This window comes from Paraburkholderia tuberum STM678 (assembly GCF_902833905.1).
In the GTDB taxonomy this organism is placed as follows: domain Bacteria; phylum Pseudomonadota; class Gammaproteobacteria; order Burkholderiales; family Burkholderiaceae; genus Paraburkholderia; species Paraburkholderia tuberum.
Window position 1 is genome coordinate 29,606 of the sequence record NZ_CADFGP010000036.1, and the last position, 16,593, is coordinate 46,198.

A 16,593-nucleotide genomic window follows, 5' to 3' on the forward strand; every position below is an offset into this window, starting at 1 on the left:
CAGAGCGGCGTGAATTCGCTGTCCACGGGTATGAGCTCGCTGTCGACTTCCACGTCGACGGGTATCTCGTCGCTGTCGACGTCGGCCTCGACGGGGATCAGCACGGTGCAGAGCGGCGTGAATTCGCTGTCCACGGGTATGAGTTCGCTGTCGACCTCCACATCGACGGGTATCTCTTCGCTGTCGACCTCCGCATCGACGGGCATTTCGTCGCTGTCGACGTCGGCCTCGACGGGGATCAGCGCGGCGCAGAGCGGCGTGAATTCGCTGTCCACGGGCGTGAGCTCGCTGTCGACCTCCACTTCGACGGGTATTTCGTCGCTGTCGACGTCGGCCTCGACGGGGATCAGCACGGCACAGAGCGGCGTGAATTCGCTGTCGACGGGTATGAGCTCGCTGTCGACGTCGGCCTCGACGGGCATCAGCACGGCGCAGAGCGGCGTGAATTCGCTGTCCACAGGCCTGGGTTCGCTGTCGACCTCCACGTCGACGGGTATCTCTTCGCTGTCGACATCGGCCTCGACGGGTATGTCGTCGCTGTCCACGGGCATGAGCTCGCTGTCGACTTCCACGTCGACGGGTATCTCGTCGCTGTCCACGGGCATGAGCTCGCTGTCGACGTCGGCCTCGACGGGCATCAGCACGGCGCAGAGCGGCGTGACTTCGCTGTCCACGGGCGTGAGCTCGCTGTCGACCTCCGCATCGACGGGTATTTCGTCGCTGTCGACGTCGGCCTCGACGGGGATCAGCATGGTCCAGAGCGGCGTGACATCGTTGTCGACAGGTCTGAGCACGACCAACAGCACGGTCACTTCGCTGTCGACGTCGGCCTCGACGGGCCTCAGCACGGTTCAGAGCGGCGTTGCGTCCTTGTCGACGGGCCTGAACACGACCAACAGCAGCCTCACCTTGCTGTCGACGTCGACCTCGACGGGCCTCAGCACGGTTCAGAGCGGCGTGGCGTCCCTGTCGACGGGCCTCAGCACGACCAACAGCACAGTGGCACTGTTGTCCACCAGCGTTAGTACGGCAACCAGCGGCGTCAGCGCGCTGTCCACGGGCATCGCCACAGGCACAATCGGTCTCGTGCAGCAGGTAGGCGGCGCGCCGGGCAACGGGGTCATCACGGTGGGAGCCAGCACGGGCGGCACCAGCGTCGACTTCACCGGCACCGCGGGCGCGCGTCAGCTGACCGGCGTCGCCGCCGGTACGGCGCCGACCGATGCAGTGAACGTGAGCCAGTTGCAGGCGGTGGCCTCGGTGGCAAACGACGCCGTGCTGTACGACAGCGCCACGCATAACAGCGTGACGCTCGGCGGCGTCGGTGCGAGCTCGGCGGTCGCGCTCACCAATGTAGCCGCGGGCACGATCTCCGCCACCAGCACCGATGCGATCAACGGTAGCCAGTTGTTTGCGCTCGAAACGCAAATCAGCTCGCTCGGCAACGGTTCACTCGGCGCCCAGCTTCCGCAGACCTCGCAGTCGACAGTCGCCAGCACGTCGTCGCAGTATGTCTCTGTGAATTCGACCGGTAGTGCGGCGAGTGCTACGGGGACGGAATCGGTGGCGGTCGGCGGCAATTCGACCGCGAGCTCGGCCCATAGCGTTGCCGTGGGTTCGGGTGCACAGGCGACGGGCTCCAATTCGTCGGCGATTGGCTCGAACGCGGTGGCCGCCGCGCCGAACTCCGTGGCGGTGGGCTCCGGCTCGATCGCCAACGAGGCGAATTCGGTGTCGTTCGGCTCGCCGGGCAGCGAGCGGACCCTCACGAACGTGGCGCCGGGTGTGAATCCGACCGATGCGGTCAACATGTCGCAGTTGAACTCCGTTCAGCAGGGCGTGAACGCGCTGGCGCGGCAGGCGTACTCCGGTATCGCGGGCGCAACCGCTCTGACGATGATTCCCGACGTCGACCCGGGCAAAACCTTGGCGGTCGGGATCGGCTCGGGCAACTACAAGGGCTACTCGGCGGTCGCGATCGGCTTCTCGGCACGCCTTACCGACAATCTGAAGATCAAGGGCGGCGCGAGTACCAGCGGATCGGGCAGCGTGGTTGGAGCTGGCATTGGCTATCAATGGTAAGGCGGATGGCGCGAGTGAAGGAGCGCGTATGAGTGTGACGGATTACACCGATCGTTTCATAGCCAATCTGCTGGCGGGAGGGCTGGTGACGTGCTTGACGATGTCTGTCGTCGGCTATTTCAACTGGTTCGCGAACGGCATAGGCGGCCTGACGCCGGAGGTTGTGCAGCTATGTCTGGTTGTACTGCTGGCTTCTGTCACCCTGTTTGTCTTGCCCTGGCTATGGTGCGTATGTGCGCGCTCCCGACGCACGCTCTTCGCCGAAACCTGGCCGCGCGCGGGGGCGTGGCAGGGTCGGGCGACTGGTCTCGTTTTGGGTCTTGCCGCCGCGGTTTCTATCATCGCGCAGTTGAGGTAGGGGGATGTCGAGGAGACCGCGCAACGCAGTCAATCACGTCTCCTCCTCGCATGAGGAGGAGCATGAGGCACGTGAACAGGAGCACAATGCGCAGACTCCAGCGCCGAGGCTTTGGATGAGCGCAGGCGAGCTTGCATCACGTTGGACCGTCCTGCGCCCGTGGGCCTGGAGCGCCGGAGTCGGGCCGTTTTGGAGGGATTGTGCACAATGAGCAGCGCGATGGCGTCGTACTCCGAACGTATTGATGAATTGATGGCCGAGGGGGATCTCGTTGGCGCCTGGCGTTTGCTGGAGGCTCACGGTGCTTCGCGCCCCGGCGATCCGGGCATAGTGGCGGCGGCTGGGCGCCTTTTGCGTCTGCGAGGACGCCACGCGGAAGCCCGTGCATTGCTGGATCGTACGTTGCAGGGCGCTTTGGACGACACCCGCGTGGTGACAGAGCTTGCGTATGTCGCGCGAGATCTTGGCGAGCGCGAAGTGGCCGATGGGTGGTTCGAGCGAGCGTACCGCAAAGGTACGGAAGGCGAGCAATGGGTACTGGACTGGATCGATCTCCTGTGCGGTCTATGCCGGTTCGATGTGGCACAACGCGTCGCGGCAACGTATTGCGAACGCATGCCTGGGAGCGCTTCAGGCTGGTTCTCGCTTGGCCTCGCGTACCAGCTCGGCAAGCGGCATGATCTGGCGCTCGACGCTTATGCGCGTGCGATGCGGCTCGATCACGCGTTGCCAATGCTGCGCAACAATATGGCGGCCGCGTACATTGCGACGGAAAATTACCACGAGGTGCAATCGCTGCTCGGGGATGTTCTCCGTGATGATCCCGGCAATGCGTTGGCGTGGACCAATCTCGCGACGATGCTACTGAAACGGGGCGATCCGACAGCAGCCCAGGTGGCCGCAGAGCGTGCCTGTTCGCTCGCACCCAACTATCCCGTTGCGCTGCAGTGCTGCGCGAATGTATTCAGTGAATTGCAGCAATGGGACATGGCGCTGCATTTTGCGCAACGCGCGGTAGAGCTTGAGCCGGCCAATATGTCTTACGTCTGGTCGCTCGCGATGTTGCAATTGCTGCGTGGCGACTATGCGGCGGGCTGGTTGAACCATGAAGCGCGATGGGACGGCTCCCCTGAATTGAACGGCAGCTGGCCTAATTTACCGATGCCGCGATGGACAGGGCAATCTCTGTCCGGCAAGAGCGTTGCCGTGTGGAGTGAACAGGGCAACGGCGATGTTCTGCAATTCGCACGGTTCCTGCCGCTCGTTGCCCGGAATGTCAGACAGGCGGGGGGCAAGCTCATCTTCATTTGCTATGCGAGCCTCCTGACGCTCATGCAGCGCAGCCTTGGCGATGAGGTGGAGGCGGTCATCCCGAGCGAGCAGCCGCTTCCCGAGACTGCGATCGATTACCACTTGCCGCTCGGGAGCCTGCCGTTTGCGTTCGGTGTGACGCCGGACCAGCTTCCCGCCGCGACGTCCTATCTCAAGACGGATCACGCGAAGGTCGGTGCCTGGCGTTCGCGGCACGAGTCGGACACGGGCCGACTCAAGGTTGGGCTGGTCTGGAGCGGCGGTCGCACGCATCAGCGCAATCCGTTGCGCTCAGTCGACCCGCGCGTCCTTGCGAGCGCGCTCGGCGCCGTGCGGGGTGTCGATTTTGTCAGCCTGCAGATCGGCGCCGGCAGTGAGACGAAAGCGATGCGCGAGGCCGGGATGAGTGTGTCCGACCCAACTGGCGAACTCCGGTCGTTCGATGACACGGCGGCCTTGCTGCACAGCCTGGATCTGGTGATCACCGTGTGTACGTCGGTCGCACATCTGGCCGGCGCTTTAGGCGTGCGTGCGTGGGTCTTGCTCGACGTCAGACCGCACTGGACCTGGATGATCGAACGTAACGATAGCCCGTGGTATCCGTCGATCCGGCTGTACCGGCAACAGGTCTATGGCCAATGGGAACCGGTGCTGACGCAGGTCGCGCGTGATCTCGCGGCGCTAGTCGTGACGGCAACGCACCAGTTGACTCAAAAGGCGAGCGCGTGATGGTGCCGTGCGAAGCGATCTTTCTGCCGGCGTTCGAGGCACATCGATGCGGGCATCTTCAGGAAGCCGAAGCAGGTTATCGCCGCGTACTCAAGTACGATCCCCGGCACGCCGATGCGCTGCATTTGCTGGGTTTGATTCACGCCGGACGAGGCGCGTTGCCCGAGGCTGCGGCGTTGATGCAGCAGGCAGTTGGCATCACGCCGACTGCCGTTTACTTCGGCAACCTGGGTGATGTGCTACGCCAGCAGGGACTGCACGCGGATGCAGAGGCAGCATGCCGCCGCGCGATCCAACTGAAGCACGACCATGCACCGGCCCACTTCAACCTCGGTCTGCTGTTCATGGCGACGGGGCGCAGGGACGAGGCGGAGCACGCGCTTCGTCAGGCATTGACGTTCGCCCCTGCGTCGAACGACGCGCTGAACAACCTCGGCGTCCTCCTTCAAGGCATGGGGCGCGCCAACGAGGCCGAGACCGCATACCGTCGCGCGATCGGCAACGATCCCAGCTACTTGCGCGCGCATTACAACCTCGGCTTACTGCTTCTGCGAGCAGGCCGTTTCGGCGAGGCCGAACTGGCCTTCAGAAGCGCGCTCGAAATCGATCCGGCGTACGCCGACGCGCAGAACGATCTTGGTACGGCGCTGCGGGAGCAGCATCGTTACGCGGACGCCGAGGCGACATACCGGAGCGTGCTGCAGCAGTGCCCTGATTTCGCGGATGCCCGCTGGAATCTGGCGCTCCTGCTGCTGGCTCAGGGGCGATACGCGGAGGGCTGGCAGCATGCGGAGGCTCGCTACGATATGCATCGGACGACTCCCGTTTTCCTCCCCGATCCGGGCTATCCGCAGTGGCGGGGCGAACCGCTGGCCGGCCGCTCACTCGTGATCTGTCACGAGCAAGGTCTCGGCGACTCCATCCAGTTTGCCCGATACGTGCCGCTCCTGAAGGCGCGAGGCCTGCGCCGTCTTACTTTGTTTTGCCCCGAGCCGTTGCAGGAACTCCTGAAGACGCTCGAAGGCGTGGATGAAGTGGTCTGCAATATGCTGGAAGTCGGACCGCACGATTTCTGGTCGTTGAGTATGAGCCTACCTTTGCATGTCGGCACCACGACCGCAAACATTCCCGCACGTCTGCCGTATCTGCGCGCGCTGCCCGATCGGGTACGGCGTTGGCGTACCTGCTTGCCCGCACACGGGATCAAGGTTGGACTCGTCTGGAAGGGCTCGACTTCACATAGTCACGACGCAGACCGGTCTTTGCCTGGTCTGCTGTCGCTCGCGCCGCTTTGGTCGGTGCCGGACGTAACGTTCGTGAGTCTGCAGAAAGGGCAAGGCGAAGACGAACCTGCGGCTCTGGCGAAGCAATTGCCGATGGTGTGCGCCGCGCCAGACCTGACGGATCTCGCCGATACGGCGGCCCTCGTCAGCCAACTGGATCTCGTGATTTCCGTCGACACCGCGGTCGGACACCTCGCGGGGGCGCTCGGCAAGCCGTGTTGGCTCCTGCTGCAGAAGCCGTGGACGGACTGGCGCTGGATGCACGGCAGGACCGATTCCCCTTGGTATCCGCACGTAATGCGTATCTACCGGCAAGCGACGCCCGGGGATTGGGCCGAGGTCATAGGGCGGGTCGCGGTGGCGTTGGAGCAGTATGGACAATGGCGAATCAAGCTGCAAACCCTGGCGACGAGCGAAGGTTTATGACATTGCGTAGAGAACTGAATCGTGCGAATCGGAATTTCCGTTATTAGTCGTAGTGGGCAGAGCATCTGGGAGAACGGCCTTGGCCAGAATGTCTTCTTTCTTGCCGAACTGTTTCAGCGCTTGCCCTTTGTGGAATCGGTGCTGCTGATCGATGTCGGCGACCAGAATGCGATGCCGCCGCAAATCGATCTGGCCGCACGCAATCTCAGACTGACGAGGGTGCGCGAGGCCACCGACGAAGTGGACGTGGTCATCGAAATGGGAGGCGCACTCGATATCGAATGGCTCGATCTAATACGTGCGCGTGGCAAGAAAGTGGTGTTTCACTGCTGCGGTCAGCCGTATGTCAATCTCGTCGAGCCGGCGATCTTCTCAAAGCCCTCATACTCGCCGCGGCCCGAGCGTTGCGACGAAATCTGGTATTTGCCGAAAGACGCAGCGTACGCGCCGATGATGCGCCTGCTGAACCGCTGCGACTTGCATGAGGTACCGTTCATCTGGCATCCGCAGTTCATTCAGCAACGGGTGAGGGAGGTCGAGGAACTCGGCCTTCGTTACGGTTTCGACGCGCGCGATGCTACCGGCAACGCGGGCGATGTTGTCGCCGCCAGCGCACGACGCGGCCTGCGCGTGGCGATTTTCGAGCCGAACATTTCGGTCGTGAAGGCCTCGACCATTTCGATGCTGGTGTGCGACGAGGCGTACCGTGCGGATGCCGGCGCGGTGGAAGCGATGCACGTGCTCAATACGTTGCACATGAAAGACCATCCTACGATGCTTTATCTGGCCAACTCGCTGGACCTCGTGCGTCAGCACAAAGCCACGTTTCATGGCCGGCACGACATTGTCGGCTTCATGGTGCAGCATGCCGATGCGATCGTGTCGCATCAATGGCAGAACGAACAGAACTACAGCTATCTCGATGCGCTTTATGGCGACTATCCGCTGATTCACAACTCGCCGTGGCTGCGCGAGGCAGGTTACTACTACCACGGCTTCGACGCGCGCGATGGCGCCGCGCAATTGCAGCGCGCGGCCGTTGCACATGCAAGCGGTATCGACGACTACCGCGCCCGCTCGCAACGCGTGTTCGCCGAAGTCGATCCGTTCAACCAGCACAATCTCGACGCCTATGCGGCCCGGCTCCTGCATCTGTGCCGTAGCACGAAATTTGCCAATTCCGCGAGCCGCCGATGAGTGTCCAACCCAATCCCCATTCGGTCCCCCGAAACTTACGCGTGGGCGTGTCGATCTTCGTGCGCAAGGGCGAGCAGTCGGTCTGGGAAAACGGCATCTACCAGAACTGCATTTTTCTGGTGATGCTGCTGATGCGCTCGCCGCTAGTCGAAGCCACGTATCTCGTGGCGGGAGGAGGCGACGGCAGTCCCGAGGACGCGCGAAATTTTCTGGCTGATTCGCCGGTGCCGCTGATCGATATGGACGAAGCGGCCGCGACGCTCGACGTGATGATCGAAATGAGCGCGCAACTTGCGCGCGAGTGGGTCGTGGCATTTCGCGAGCGCGGCGGCAAGATCGTGTCGATGCGAGTGGGCAATGATTATGTGATCGATATCGAGCGCATGATCTTCGACAAGTCGCATGGATTGTTATTCACGGCCGCGCCGTATCACGAGGTCTGGACGCTGCCTGAGTACGAGAATACCTGTGTGCCGTATTACGCCAGTACGTTCCGCTGTCCAGTGCGCGTGATGCCGCATCTGTGGAGTCCCGTCATGCTGGAGCGCGAAGCGGCGCGTCTACCGGAGGGGCTCAGCTTCGGCTACCAGCCGGGACGTCGCCGTTGGCGGGCCGGTCTGTTCGAGCCCAACATCTGCATGGTGAAGACGAGCTTCATTCCGCTGCTGACCTGCGAAGCGGCGCATCGTGCGAATCCGGACATGATCGAAAAAGTGTGGGCGTACAACACGTTCCATATGAAAGAGCACGTGAGCTTCAACGGTTTCGTCCGCAGCCTCGATATCGTGAAGCATGGCCTGAGTTCGTTCGAAGGGCGCTTTCCATTTTGTCGCGTGGTCTCGGAGCATGTTGATGTCGTCGTGAGCCATCACTGGGAAAACGCGCAGAACTATGTCTACTACGAGGCGCTGTACGGTGGCTATCCGCTGATTCATAACTCGCACCTGATTGGTGATTGCGGATATCGCTATCACGGCTTCGATTGCGAGGAGGGTGGCCGGGCATTGCAGCGGGCGTTCGCCGGGCACGACACGCATGTTGACGCCTACCGGCGCACGGCGAACGCATTTCTGCGCGGGCTCGATCCCGAGCACGATGACAACGTGCGGATATACAGCGATGCGTTGGCCGCGCTTTATGAACGAGAGTGAGCGGGCCGGAACACGTCCTTGCTTGCGAGGACTATCCACATCACTATTTCTTTATACGAGTACATATTCATACACGGGGAGCATCATTTGAAACACGTCACCATGATCTTCAAGCTGGCGGCCGTCTGCGCACTGACCATGTCGGCCACGCTGGCCGCAGCCGCACAAGGTAACTCGGCCGACGAACTGCTGAACGATGCCGAGCGTATCTTTCAGCAGTTCGACTCGAACAGGTACGCCGAGGTCTGGCAGGATGCGGCGCCATTCATCAAGGGGAAAATTCCGCAGGACCAGTTCGTCAAGACAATGAGCGACGCTCGTCACACGCTTGGAGCGGTGACACGGCGTGGCTGGTCGTCGGTTACGCGCATCCAGTCCATTGGCGTCTCCGGAATGCCCGATGGTCTTTATGCGAACGTGGACTCCACATCGACACTTGCCAATGGCCACACGGCTTTCGAACTGTTGAGCTTCCAGTTGGGAGCCGACGGGCAATGGCACTTGACCGGATATACGCCGCGTCTGACCCAAGCCCAAGCCCAGGGCGCGGAGAGCGCCGTGCGCGCCGGCGCGAAATGAGCGCACTGCGCATCGGCATCACGATCGGCCTGCATCACGCGGGCGAGGCGTTGTGGAACAACGGCATCAAACAGAACGCAGTATTCCTCGCCGAGGCGTTGCGGCATTGCCCGCAGGTGGCCGGTGTGGTGCTGGTCAATACGACGGCGGTGCCGGTTACGCCGGCGTTGCCGTGGGATCTCGCCCGCTATCCGACGGTCGGCTTCGAAGCCGCGAAAGACTCGGTGGATGTGCTGATCGAACTCGGAGGGCAGATCGACGGCGCGCAGACCGATTACCTGAAGCAGCGCGGCGCGCGCCTCGTCTCCTATTGCTGCGGGTTCGAATACATTCACGCGATGGAGTCGGTGCTTTTTCGCAGGCGGCTGTGGGGTGAAAACCTATTCGTCAATCAGCGTTACGACGACATCTGGCTCATTCCACAGGTTGCGCATATCAGCCAGTCCTACTTCGAGGTCTTGCGGCGTCAGACCGCACGCGTCGTGCCGTTCGTATGGAGTCCCATGTTTCTCGATGAACGCGTCGCCGCCATCGAACATGCCGGAGAATACCAGCCGCGCTCTGGCGCGAAGCGTCTGAGCGTGATGGAGCCGAACATCAACGTCGTGAAGTTCTGCCTGTATCCCGCCTTGATCGCCGAGCTTGCTTATCGCGAGCGGCCCGAGAGCATCGCTATTCTGCAGGTGACCAATGCGGAGGCGATCGCGACGGAAAGCCTCGAATTCATCACGTTGCTCAATCAGTTGGATATCGTAAAGGAACACAAGGCCGTGTTTCTCGGGCGTTACGACACACCAGCATTCCTCGCCGGCAATACGGACATCGTCGTCTCGCACCAGATGGAAAATCCGCTTAATTACTTCTACCTGGAAGTGTGCTGGCAAGGCTACCCGCTGATACACAACGCGTCGCTCTGTGACGATCTTGGCTACTACTATCGCGATAACGACGCCACCGAGGGCGCGCGACGCGTCATCGAGGCCATCGACACACACGATGCGCAGGCGTCGTCGTATCGGGAGCGGCAACGGGCATTAATCGAACGGTATTTGCCGAACAACGCGCAGTTGGTCGCAACCTACGCCGCGCTGCTCGACGAACTAATGACTCGCCCGCTTCGTTGACCGATGTGCATCGTTGCCCGATATTTCGATCTCGTTTCGAAAGCATTGCGTTGGCCCTCGATTGTGATCTTCACATGGTCGGGGAGACGGATGGCCTGCAACCCGCCGAACAGATCTCCCGCCCCCCATATGGGGGGCTATGTTGCCGATGCACACCGGTTATCCTGAATTTCAGAAGTTCACAAAGTTTATGCGGAACGACGGCGTTTGTTGGGGGCGCAACCCTGAACAATCGCCGGATGTCTGTCCCGTGAGGGGGTTCGTGCCTACTCGACTCGGCCATCCCGATGGGGTGGTCCAGATCGCGCACTCCGGTTCGTTCCGCCGGATGCTCGATTCGCAGGTCCGTCGGCTCGAAAGAAAGAGGTGACACATGAAGATCCTGTTGGTGGAAGACGATCTTGCGCAAGCTTCGGCTGTTGAAAAAGCATTGCAGCAATCGGGGCACAGAATAAGCCGGGCGGATTCTGGCGAAAATGCCGTGCGCTTCCTTAAGATCAATCAAGTCGATCTCGTGGTGCTCGACTGGAAATTACCCGGAATGACCGGACTAGAAGTCCTGCACTGGATACGCGGCAATATCGGTCGGGAGGTCGCCGTGCTGTTCCTGACGAGCAGAGTGCTGGAGGTCGACGTTGCGCGTGCGCTCGATGCGGGCGCCGACGAATACGTTGTGAAACCGTTCCGCGCGATCGAACTGGTTGCCAGAATCAGCGCCTTATTGCGTCGCACCTACCGCAAGGAAAAGGTCGATAACCTGATAGCCGTGGGGCCCTACGTCTTCGATGTGGAGCGCCGCAACGTCTCTCTTCACGGCAAGACAATAGAGTTGACGGCGAAGGAATTCGACGTCGCCGCGTTTCTCTTCGCCAATATCGGGCGCGTGGTTTCCAGGGACCTGTTGGCGAAGCTTGCATGGGGACGCGAACTCGATAGTATGTCCCGCACGATCGACACCCATATCTATCGGTTGCGGCGAAAGCTGTCTTTGCACTCGGAGAACGGCGTGCGCCTGAGCACCGTCTATACGCACGGATACCGTCTGGACGAGGTTGTCGTGCATAGCGTGGCAAGCGACACGCTGGTCTGTGAGGCGTCGGAAGAGCGTGCTGCACCCAAGCCCTGGCTCCTGCCCACGGCCTGCTAGAGCAGCATCGGCCAGGACTTCGGATCGGAGCAGGGCGCGTTTCCTTGCGTCTGGTCTGAAGCCGGCCCTGCATCGGCGGGCTGTCGCGGACTCTGCGCGCGACGCGCGCCATCAGCTCGTTATGCGACGGAACGCTCTGAGAGCACGGGCCTGGCAACGCTACCTGGACCCGGAAAGCTGTTCGGCTACGTCTGTGATTCGGCGCTGCACGATATGGTTCATCCAGTCGGTTGCATCCGGGTTGGTGGCGGCTGTCAATCCTCGTGTCACCGCAGTGGCGGGTCGTTCGTCGGGCCAATGTCCAAACGACGCATCCTGGTTAGGGCTACGCTGAAGAAGCCGCCGTTTTCGCCCACGGTTTGTTGCTGAATTTTCGGAATGCGAGATCAGCGACGCGACTGGTTCGATTTTCTTGCCCTGAAGGGCCTTGTAAGCGGGTCTCTCGACCCGCTTTGGCCCCTCATGGACGCACCTGTGCCATGAGCCGCTGGCGGCTCATGTAGATGTTGCTCAACGCCAGTGCGGTGAAGGCGCGCGTGGCGTTCTTCGCCAGGCCGCGATAGCGCACCTTGACGAAACCCCACAACCTCTTGACCACCGCAAAGACGTGCTCGACCCGGGCACGAATCTTCGACTTGTTGCGATTCTTCGAGCGTCTGGTGTCATCGACCTCGCCACTTCGCCTGCGCACACGCTGGTTGGTGAAGTCCTTCGCTTTCGGCACCTTGCTGGCGATGAGTTCCTTCTGGCTCGCATAGGCGCTGTCACCGTACACACGCCGCTCGTCGCCATGCAGCAGCGCTGGCAGCGGATGCTTGTCATGCACGTTTGCCGCCGTGACTACCGCGCTGTGTGCCAGACCCGTTTGGCTATCCACATCGATGTGCAGCTTCATGCCGAAGTACCACTGCTGGCCCTTCCTCGTCTGATGCATTTCGGGGTCTCGCGCCTTGTCCGCGTTCTTCGTGGAACTGGGCGCACCGATGATGGTGGCATCCACGATGGTGCCGGTGCCAACCTTCAGGCCGTGCCCTTGCAGTACCTCGCCGACCTTGGCGAACAACTGCTCGCCGAGCTTGTTGCGCTCCAGCAGCCGGCGAAACTTCAACAGCGTCGTGCCATCGGGAACGCGCTCGCGCCCCAGGTCAATCCCAACGAATCGCCGCAATGCGGTGCTGTCCAGCAGCGCCTCCTCGCAGGCTTCATCGGCCAGGTTGAACCAGTGCTGCACAAAGTGCATGCGCAGCATGCGCTCCAGTCCGACTGGCGGGCGACCGCCTTGCCCCTTCGGATAGTGCGGCTCGACAACCTCGCACAACTGCGTCCGCGGTACGATCTGCTCCATCGTCTCAAGGAACACATCGCGTTTGGTGGGCCGACGGTACTGTTCGAATCCGGCGCCTTGATCGGCGGCCATCGCAAGGGTCTGTTGTTTCATCCGAATTTAACGTCTTACCGCCCAACGACCTTGACCTTTTTCAGCGAATGAAAGGGACTTCCCCGTCCCGCGGCTGCGGTGGAAGTCGTAAATGGGCATCGACGTGTCATCATGAAGTTTCGAACGTTCACCACACCAACAAGAGGAGAAGTCCATGCCTGTTGTCACTGTCGGAATCGATCTTGCCAAGAACGTCTTTGCGGTTCACGGAGTGGATGAAGCCGGCAAGGCAGTATTGGTCAAACCGCGTGTCTCACGGGATCAACTGCTCGCGCTGATCGCCCAGTTGCCGCCCTGTCTCATCGGCATGGAAGCGTGCTCGGGTGCGCATCAATGGGCACGTATGTTCCAGCAGTACGGTCACACCGTGAAGCTGATGGCGCCGAAACTCGTGGCACCGTACCGTATGTCGGGCAAGCGCGGCAAGAACGAAGCGGCGGACGCAGCGGCGATCTGTGAGGCGGTGACACGTCCGAGCATGCGCTTCGTGCCGCTGAAGGACGAACACCAGCAGGCGACACTCTGCCTGCATCGAACGCGGCAGGGCTTTGTCGAGGAACGGACCGCAATCTACAACCGGATACGTGGCCTGCTTTCGGAATTTGGCGTGGTGCTGCCGCAAAGCCCGGAGCGTCTGCGAAGAGAGATCACAGTCCATCTTGATTCTTTGCCCAGTTGGGCCAATCGCTGCATCAGCGATCTGCTTGAGCACGCAGGCAACATCGAGGCCAGGCTTGCCGAATACGACCGCGCGATTCGCCAAATTGCGCGCGATGACGAACGCAGCCGGCGGCTCATGCAGTTGCGCGGTATCGGCCCGACCACGGCGAGCGCACTGCTTGCGAGCCTGGGTGCCGGACATGACTTCCAAAATGGTCGCCAGGTGGGCGCGTGGCTCGGATTGACGCCAGGGCAGCATAGCAGCGGCGGCAAGCAGCGGCTTGGCAGCATCACGTAGGCAGGCGACGCCTATCTGCGCTGTCTGCTGGTGAACGGTGCGCGCGCCGTCATCGCGAATCCCGGCGAGAAGCAGGATCGCTTCAGCCGTTGAGCGAGAAGCCTCGTTGAGCGGCGCGGATATTGGCGCGCGGCCGTAGCGATCGCAGCCAAGAATGCGCGAATGGCGTGGGCGGTCCTCAAGTACGGCGAGGACTTCAAGCACGAGCCAGCCGCCGGGTGAGTTCCACCGATGTATTCGTCAACCGTTCACCAACGAGAAGCAACGGTACCCATGAGCGATTAAATGATCACTTTGCACTGCCAGCGGTGATGTGAAGCGGTTGGACCCGCGCGAGGTATACCTGATAAGGCTACAGGGATTCATTCCCGGTCAGCGAACGAGGTCCTCGCGCGCGTCTTTCATCAGGGTCCGGGCCATCGGCCCAACATGATCGGTTGTAGTACAGCAGTCCTTCACTTTCTCACATGACGCCGGCAAGGCAACATTGCAACAACAGAAAACCGCGTTTGAGCTTGCACTCAATGGGGAAGCCCTTGTAGTGCCAAAGGATGATGCGAGTTCATCACTGCGACAGCCCGCATACGCGCGAACACCGAGTGTTCGAGGCCGGCCATCGACATCTCGTCGGACATCAGGCCGAAATCCACCTGTCCAGCCGAGACCTTCTCATGCACTTCGCGCGAACTCATCACCTGTAGCGAAATTTGCACGTTTCTGGACGGGGCATCGAACGCCGCAATGACACGTGGCAGAAAGCCTGTGCCCAGTGCCGGCAGAGAGGCGATCGCCATCCGGCCCAATCCGTAGGAGCGCAAACTACGGATTCGATGCTCGATGACCTCAAATCCGCGAAAGTACTGGTCAACCTCACGCATCAGGGCAACGGCTTCCGGGGTGGGAACGAGCCGGCTGCGTATCCGCTCGAACAGGCCGAAGTCCGCCATGGTTTCCAGACGCCTGATGGCCTGACTGACAGCCGGTTGCGAAATGCCGAGCAGGGCCGCCGCCTTGCTCGTGCTTCCTGCGTTCATGACCGCCCTGAACACTTCAATATCCCTGATCCGCATAACCTACACTTATTGAGCTAATTATTTCCGATGTTGATGCAATCCCGGGTAAAAGTAAACTTCGATCATCAATCCACCACGAGGCATCGCCGGGAGCAAGATGACAAGCAATCCCCAGAAAGCGCCGCAGCCGTTCCGCAGCTTGGCCTTAGCGCCGCTCATCGACGGTAGTGCCCACCGGTGTCGATCCGCGGCGCGATCACGCGCGTGCGGCCGATGCGCGGCCTCGAGGCGGGTTTGCCCGCCCATCGAATCCGACGGTAGCCATGTGTGCGGCGCTGCCTGACGGTCATGCTGTCGATGTTTGCGTGACACGTCAGACGTGCCGTTGCCAACCGGTTGTGGTCTGGCGCGAACGACCTTCGTTTTCATCGTGACCCGCGCAGGCATGCGATGCGTTTCAATCGCCACGGGTAGCGCCGTGCTGCGCGGCTGCGGGACTTTGCACTGGACTGCTGTATAAAGCGCGTCGCGTTGCGCACAAAAAAGAATCCCGGAGGATAACTGCTTCCACACATATGCGGACACAGGTGGGCAGTGGCGTGCTCATGCTAATGGCACAGCGCTTCCGATACGCGTATGGGAGACTATCGTGAGCATCAGCTACTTTTCAATATCTGACATTCAATTTATACGTGTGCCAAACGATATGCGGCATCAGCAATGCATACCGTCAGATACTGCTCAAGTGATTTCAACGCTAGCAAGGAATGGTTCTAGAGACTGGAGCGCTCAAGGTCCAGTCATATCGTGCGTGCAGTCGAATCATGAGTAGGTGGCGAGGCGTTTGATGCAGGCCCGAAGGTATCAGAAGGCCAATAGCGCGATGTGAACTTTTTAAAAGTCGACGTCATTCGCGATTACTCCGCTTTCATTTCCCGATCCACTTCTGTTGCCCGCTTCCGTTGCGATTGGCGCCGTCACACGGTTGTCGCTTGCACTTCGGTGCTGTCGTCAATTTTCCATGCACGTGGGCACGGTGACCTTCGCCGTCAGACGCGATGTCGCGCCGTAGCAACTTCGCGAATCGTTTCTACGATTCACCCGGATTGGGCGTTTCTGGATATTAAGATAGCGAGCAATTCGTGTTTAGTACTAAAGCAATTCAACGTATACATAAAACGTCCCCCGTGCAGCCAATGGAGACGTCCTTTTGGGCGGTGGTTCGGCGGGATGGGGAATAGTCATGGAAGCCTCTTCAAACAGTGCCGATCGCGAGTGGAGCGTGTCATTGATCCAGACCAAAATGATCGCGCCGCGTATTCCGTCCGGCTGCGTGCAACGGCTTGCTTTACTCAACAGGCTCGATGAGCGACGACCAGGCAGCGTCGTCGTCGTGACGGCGCCGGCAGGCTTTGGCAAGACCACGTTGCTGACCGGATGGAGCGAAGCGCTGTCGGAGGAAAAGCACCCGGTCGCGTGGCTCAGCCTCGACGGAGAAGACGATGACCCGCAACTGTTCGTCGCCTATCTGGTGGCGGCGCTGTCCCGCGTGGCGGAGGACATCGCGTGGCAAGCGCAGCAATTGCTGAAACTCGATTCACTGACGCCGATCAGAACAGTCATTTCGGTGCTGTTGAATGGCATTGCCGGATGCGGCCGCTGCATTTTCCTCGTACTCGATGACGTCGATCGTGTGACCGCGAAACCGGTGCTGGCGGTGATCTCTCGTCTGCTGCGCTATGCGCCTGAGAACATGCACGTCATGCTTGGCGCGCGCGCCGAACCCGCGTTGACGCT

At 61.0% G+C, this 16,593-nt stretch carries 13 protein-coding genes and 1 pseudogene; 10 read left to right on the forward strand and 4 right to left on the reverse strand.

What is annotated here, in order from left to right; genetic code table 11:
- The coding region (locus HWY30_RS41860) for a hypothetical protein (RefSeq protein ID WP_244145017.1) at positions 1-848 on the reverse strand (848 nt) is incomplete at its 3' end.
- Positions 849-870: 22 nt separating this feature from the next.
- Between HWY30_RS41860 and HWY30_RS41865 the strand changes: the two genes are divergently transcribed.
- The 9 genes from HWY30_RS41865 to HWY30_RS27020 all read left to right on the forward strand — a co-directional run bounded on the left by HWY30_RS41865 (position 871) and on the right by HWY30_RS27020 (position 11,387).
- Positions 871-2,082, forward strand: coding sequence for a YadA family autotransporter adhesin (locus HWY30_RS41865; RefSeq protein WP_244145018.1), 1,212 nt, complete (start codon positions 871-873; stop codon positions 2,080-2,082).
- Positions 2,083-2,110: 28 nt separating this feature from the next.
- Positions 2,111-2,440 (forward strand): hypothetical protein, encoded by a 330-nt coding sequence (locus HWY30_RS26985; RefSeq protein WP_090809477.1) that lies wholly within the window; start codon positions 2,111-2,113, stop codon positions 2,438-2,440.
- A gap of 207 nt (positions 2,441-2,647) precedes the next feature.
- Entirely contained in the window at positions 2,648-4,480 is a 1,833-nt protein-coding gene (locus tag HWY30_RS26990) for a tetratricopeptide repeat protein (protein ID WP_244145019.1), read from the forward strand.
- Positions 4,480-6,189: a tetratricopeptide repeat protein gene (locus HWY30_RS26995; RefSeq protein ID WP_090809479.1), complete on the forward strand. Its 1,710-nt coding sequence runs from the start codon at positions 4,480-4,482 to the stop codon at positions 6,187-6,189. The genes HWY30_RS26990 and HWY30_RS26995 overlap by 1 nt, the downstream gene beginning before the upstream one ends.
- A 21-nt stretch (positions 6,190-6,210) precedes the next feature.
- A complete protein-coding gene (locus HWY30_RS27000; protein WP_090809480.1) occupies positions 6,211-7,386 on the forward strand; it encodes a DUF2827 domain-containing protein in 1,176 nt (391 codons plus the stop codon).
- The gene (locus HWY30_RS27005; protein WP_090809482.1) at positions 7,383-8,537 is read left to right on the forward strand and encodes a DUF2827 domain-containing protein; all 1,155 of its coding nucleotides are present in this window, start codon (positions 7,383-7,385) and stop codon (positions 8,535-8,537) included. The genes HWY30_RS27000 and HWY30_RS27005 overlap by 4 nt, the downstream gene beginning before the upstream one ends.
- Before the next feature lie 87 nt (positions 8,538-8,624).
- Positions 8,625-9,116, forward strand: coding sequence for a DUF4019 domain-containing protein (locus HWY30_RS27010; protein WP_244145020.1), 492 nt, complete (start codon positions 8,625-8,627; stop codon positions 9,114-9,116).
- Positions 9,113-10,240: a DUF2827 domain-containing protein gene (locus tag HWY30_RS27015; protein WP_090809484.1), complete on the forward strand. Its 1,128-nt coding sequence runs from the start codon at positions 9,113-9,115 to the stop codon at positions 10,238-10,240. Before HWY30_RS27010 ends, HWY30_RS27015 begins: the two co-directional genes overlap by 4 nt.
- Before the next feature lie 373 nt (positions 10,241-10,613).
- Complete coding sequence (locus tag HWY30_RS27020) at positions 10,614-11,387, forward strand: response regulator transcription factor (protein ID WP_090809486.1); 774 nt, start codon at positions 10,614-10,616, stop codon at positions 11,385-11,387.
- Between the two features lie 460 nt (positions 11,388-11,847).
- Here HWY30_RS27020 and HWY30_RS27025 read toward each other — a convergent pair whose 3' ends face one another.
- Positions 11,848-12,825, reverse strand: a complete 978-nt coding sequence (locus HWY30_RS27025; RefSeq protein ID WP_090809488.1) for an IS5 family transposase — start codon at positions 12,823-12,825, stop codon at positions 11,848-11,850.
- A gap of 154 nt (positions 12,826-12,979) precedes the next feature.
- Between HWY30_RS27025 and HWY30_RS27030 the strand changes: the two are divergent.
- Positions 12,980-14,005: pseudogene (locus HWY30_RS27030) on the forward strand (IS110 family RNA-guided transposase).
- Between the two features lie 299 nt (positions 14,006-14,304).
- Here HWY30_RS27030 and HWY30_RS27035 read toward each other — a convergent pair.
- On the reverse strand, positions 14,305-14,853 hold the full coding sequence (locus HWY30_RS27035) for a LysR family transcriptional regulator (RefSeq protein WP_244145021.1): 549 nt from the start codon (positions 14,851-14,853) through the stop codon (positions 14,305-14,307).
- 1,291 nt (positions 14,854-16,144) lie between these two features.
- Positions 16,145-16,378 carry a hypothetical protein gene (locus HWY30_RS41870; protein WP_244145022.1) on the reverse strand — a complete coding sequence of 78 codons (234 nt, stop codon included), beginning with the start codon at positions 16,376-16,378 and terminating at the stop codon, positions 16,145-16,147.
- Positions 16,379-16,593 lie beyond the last annotated feature (215 nt).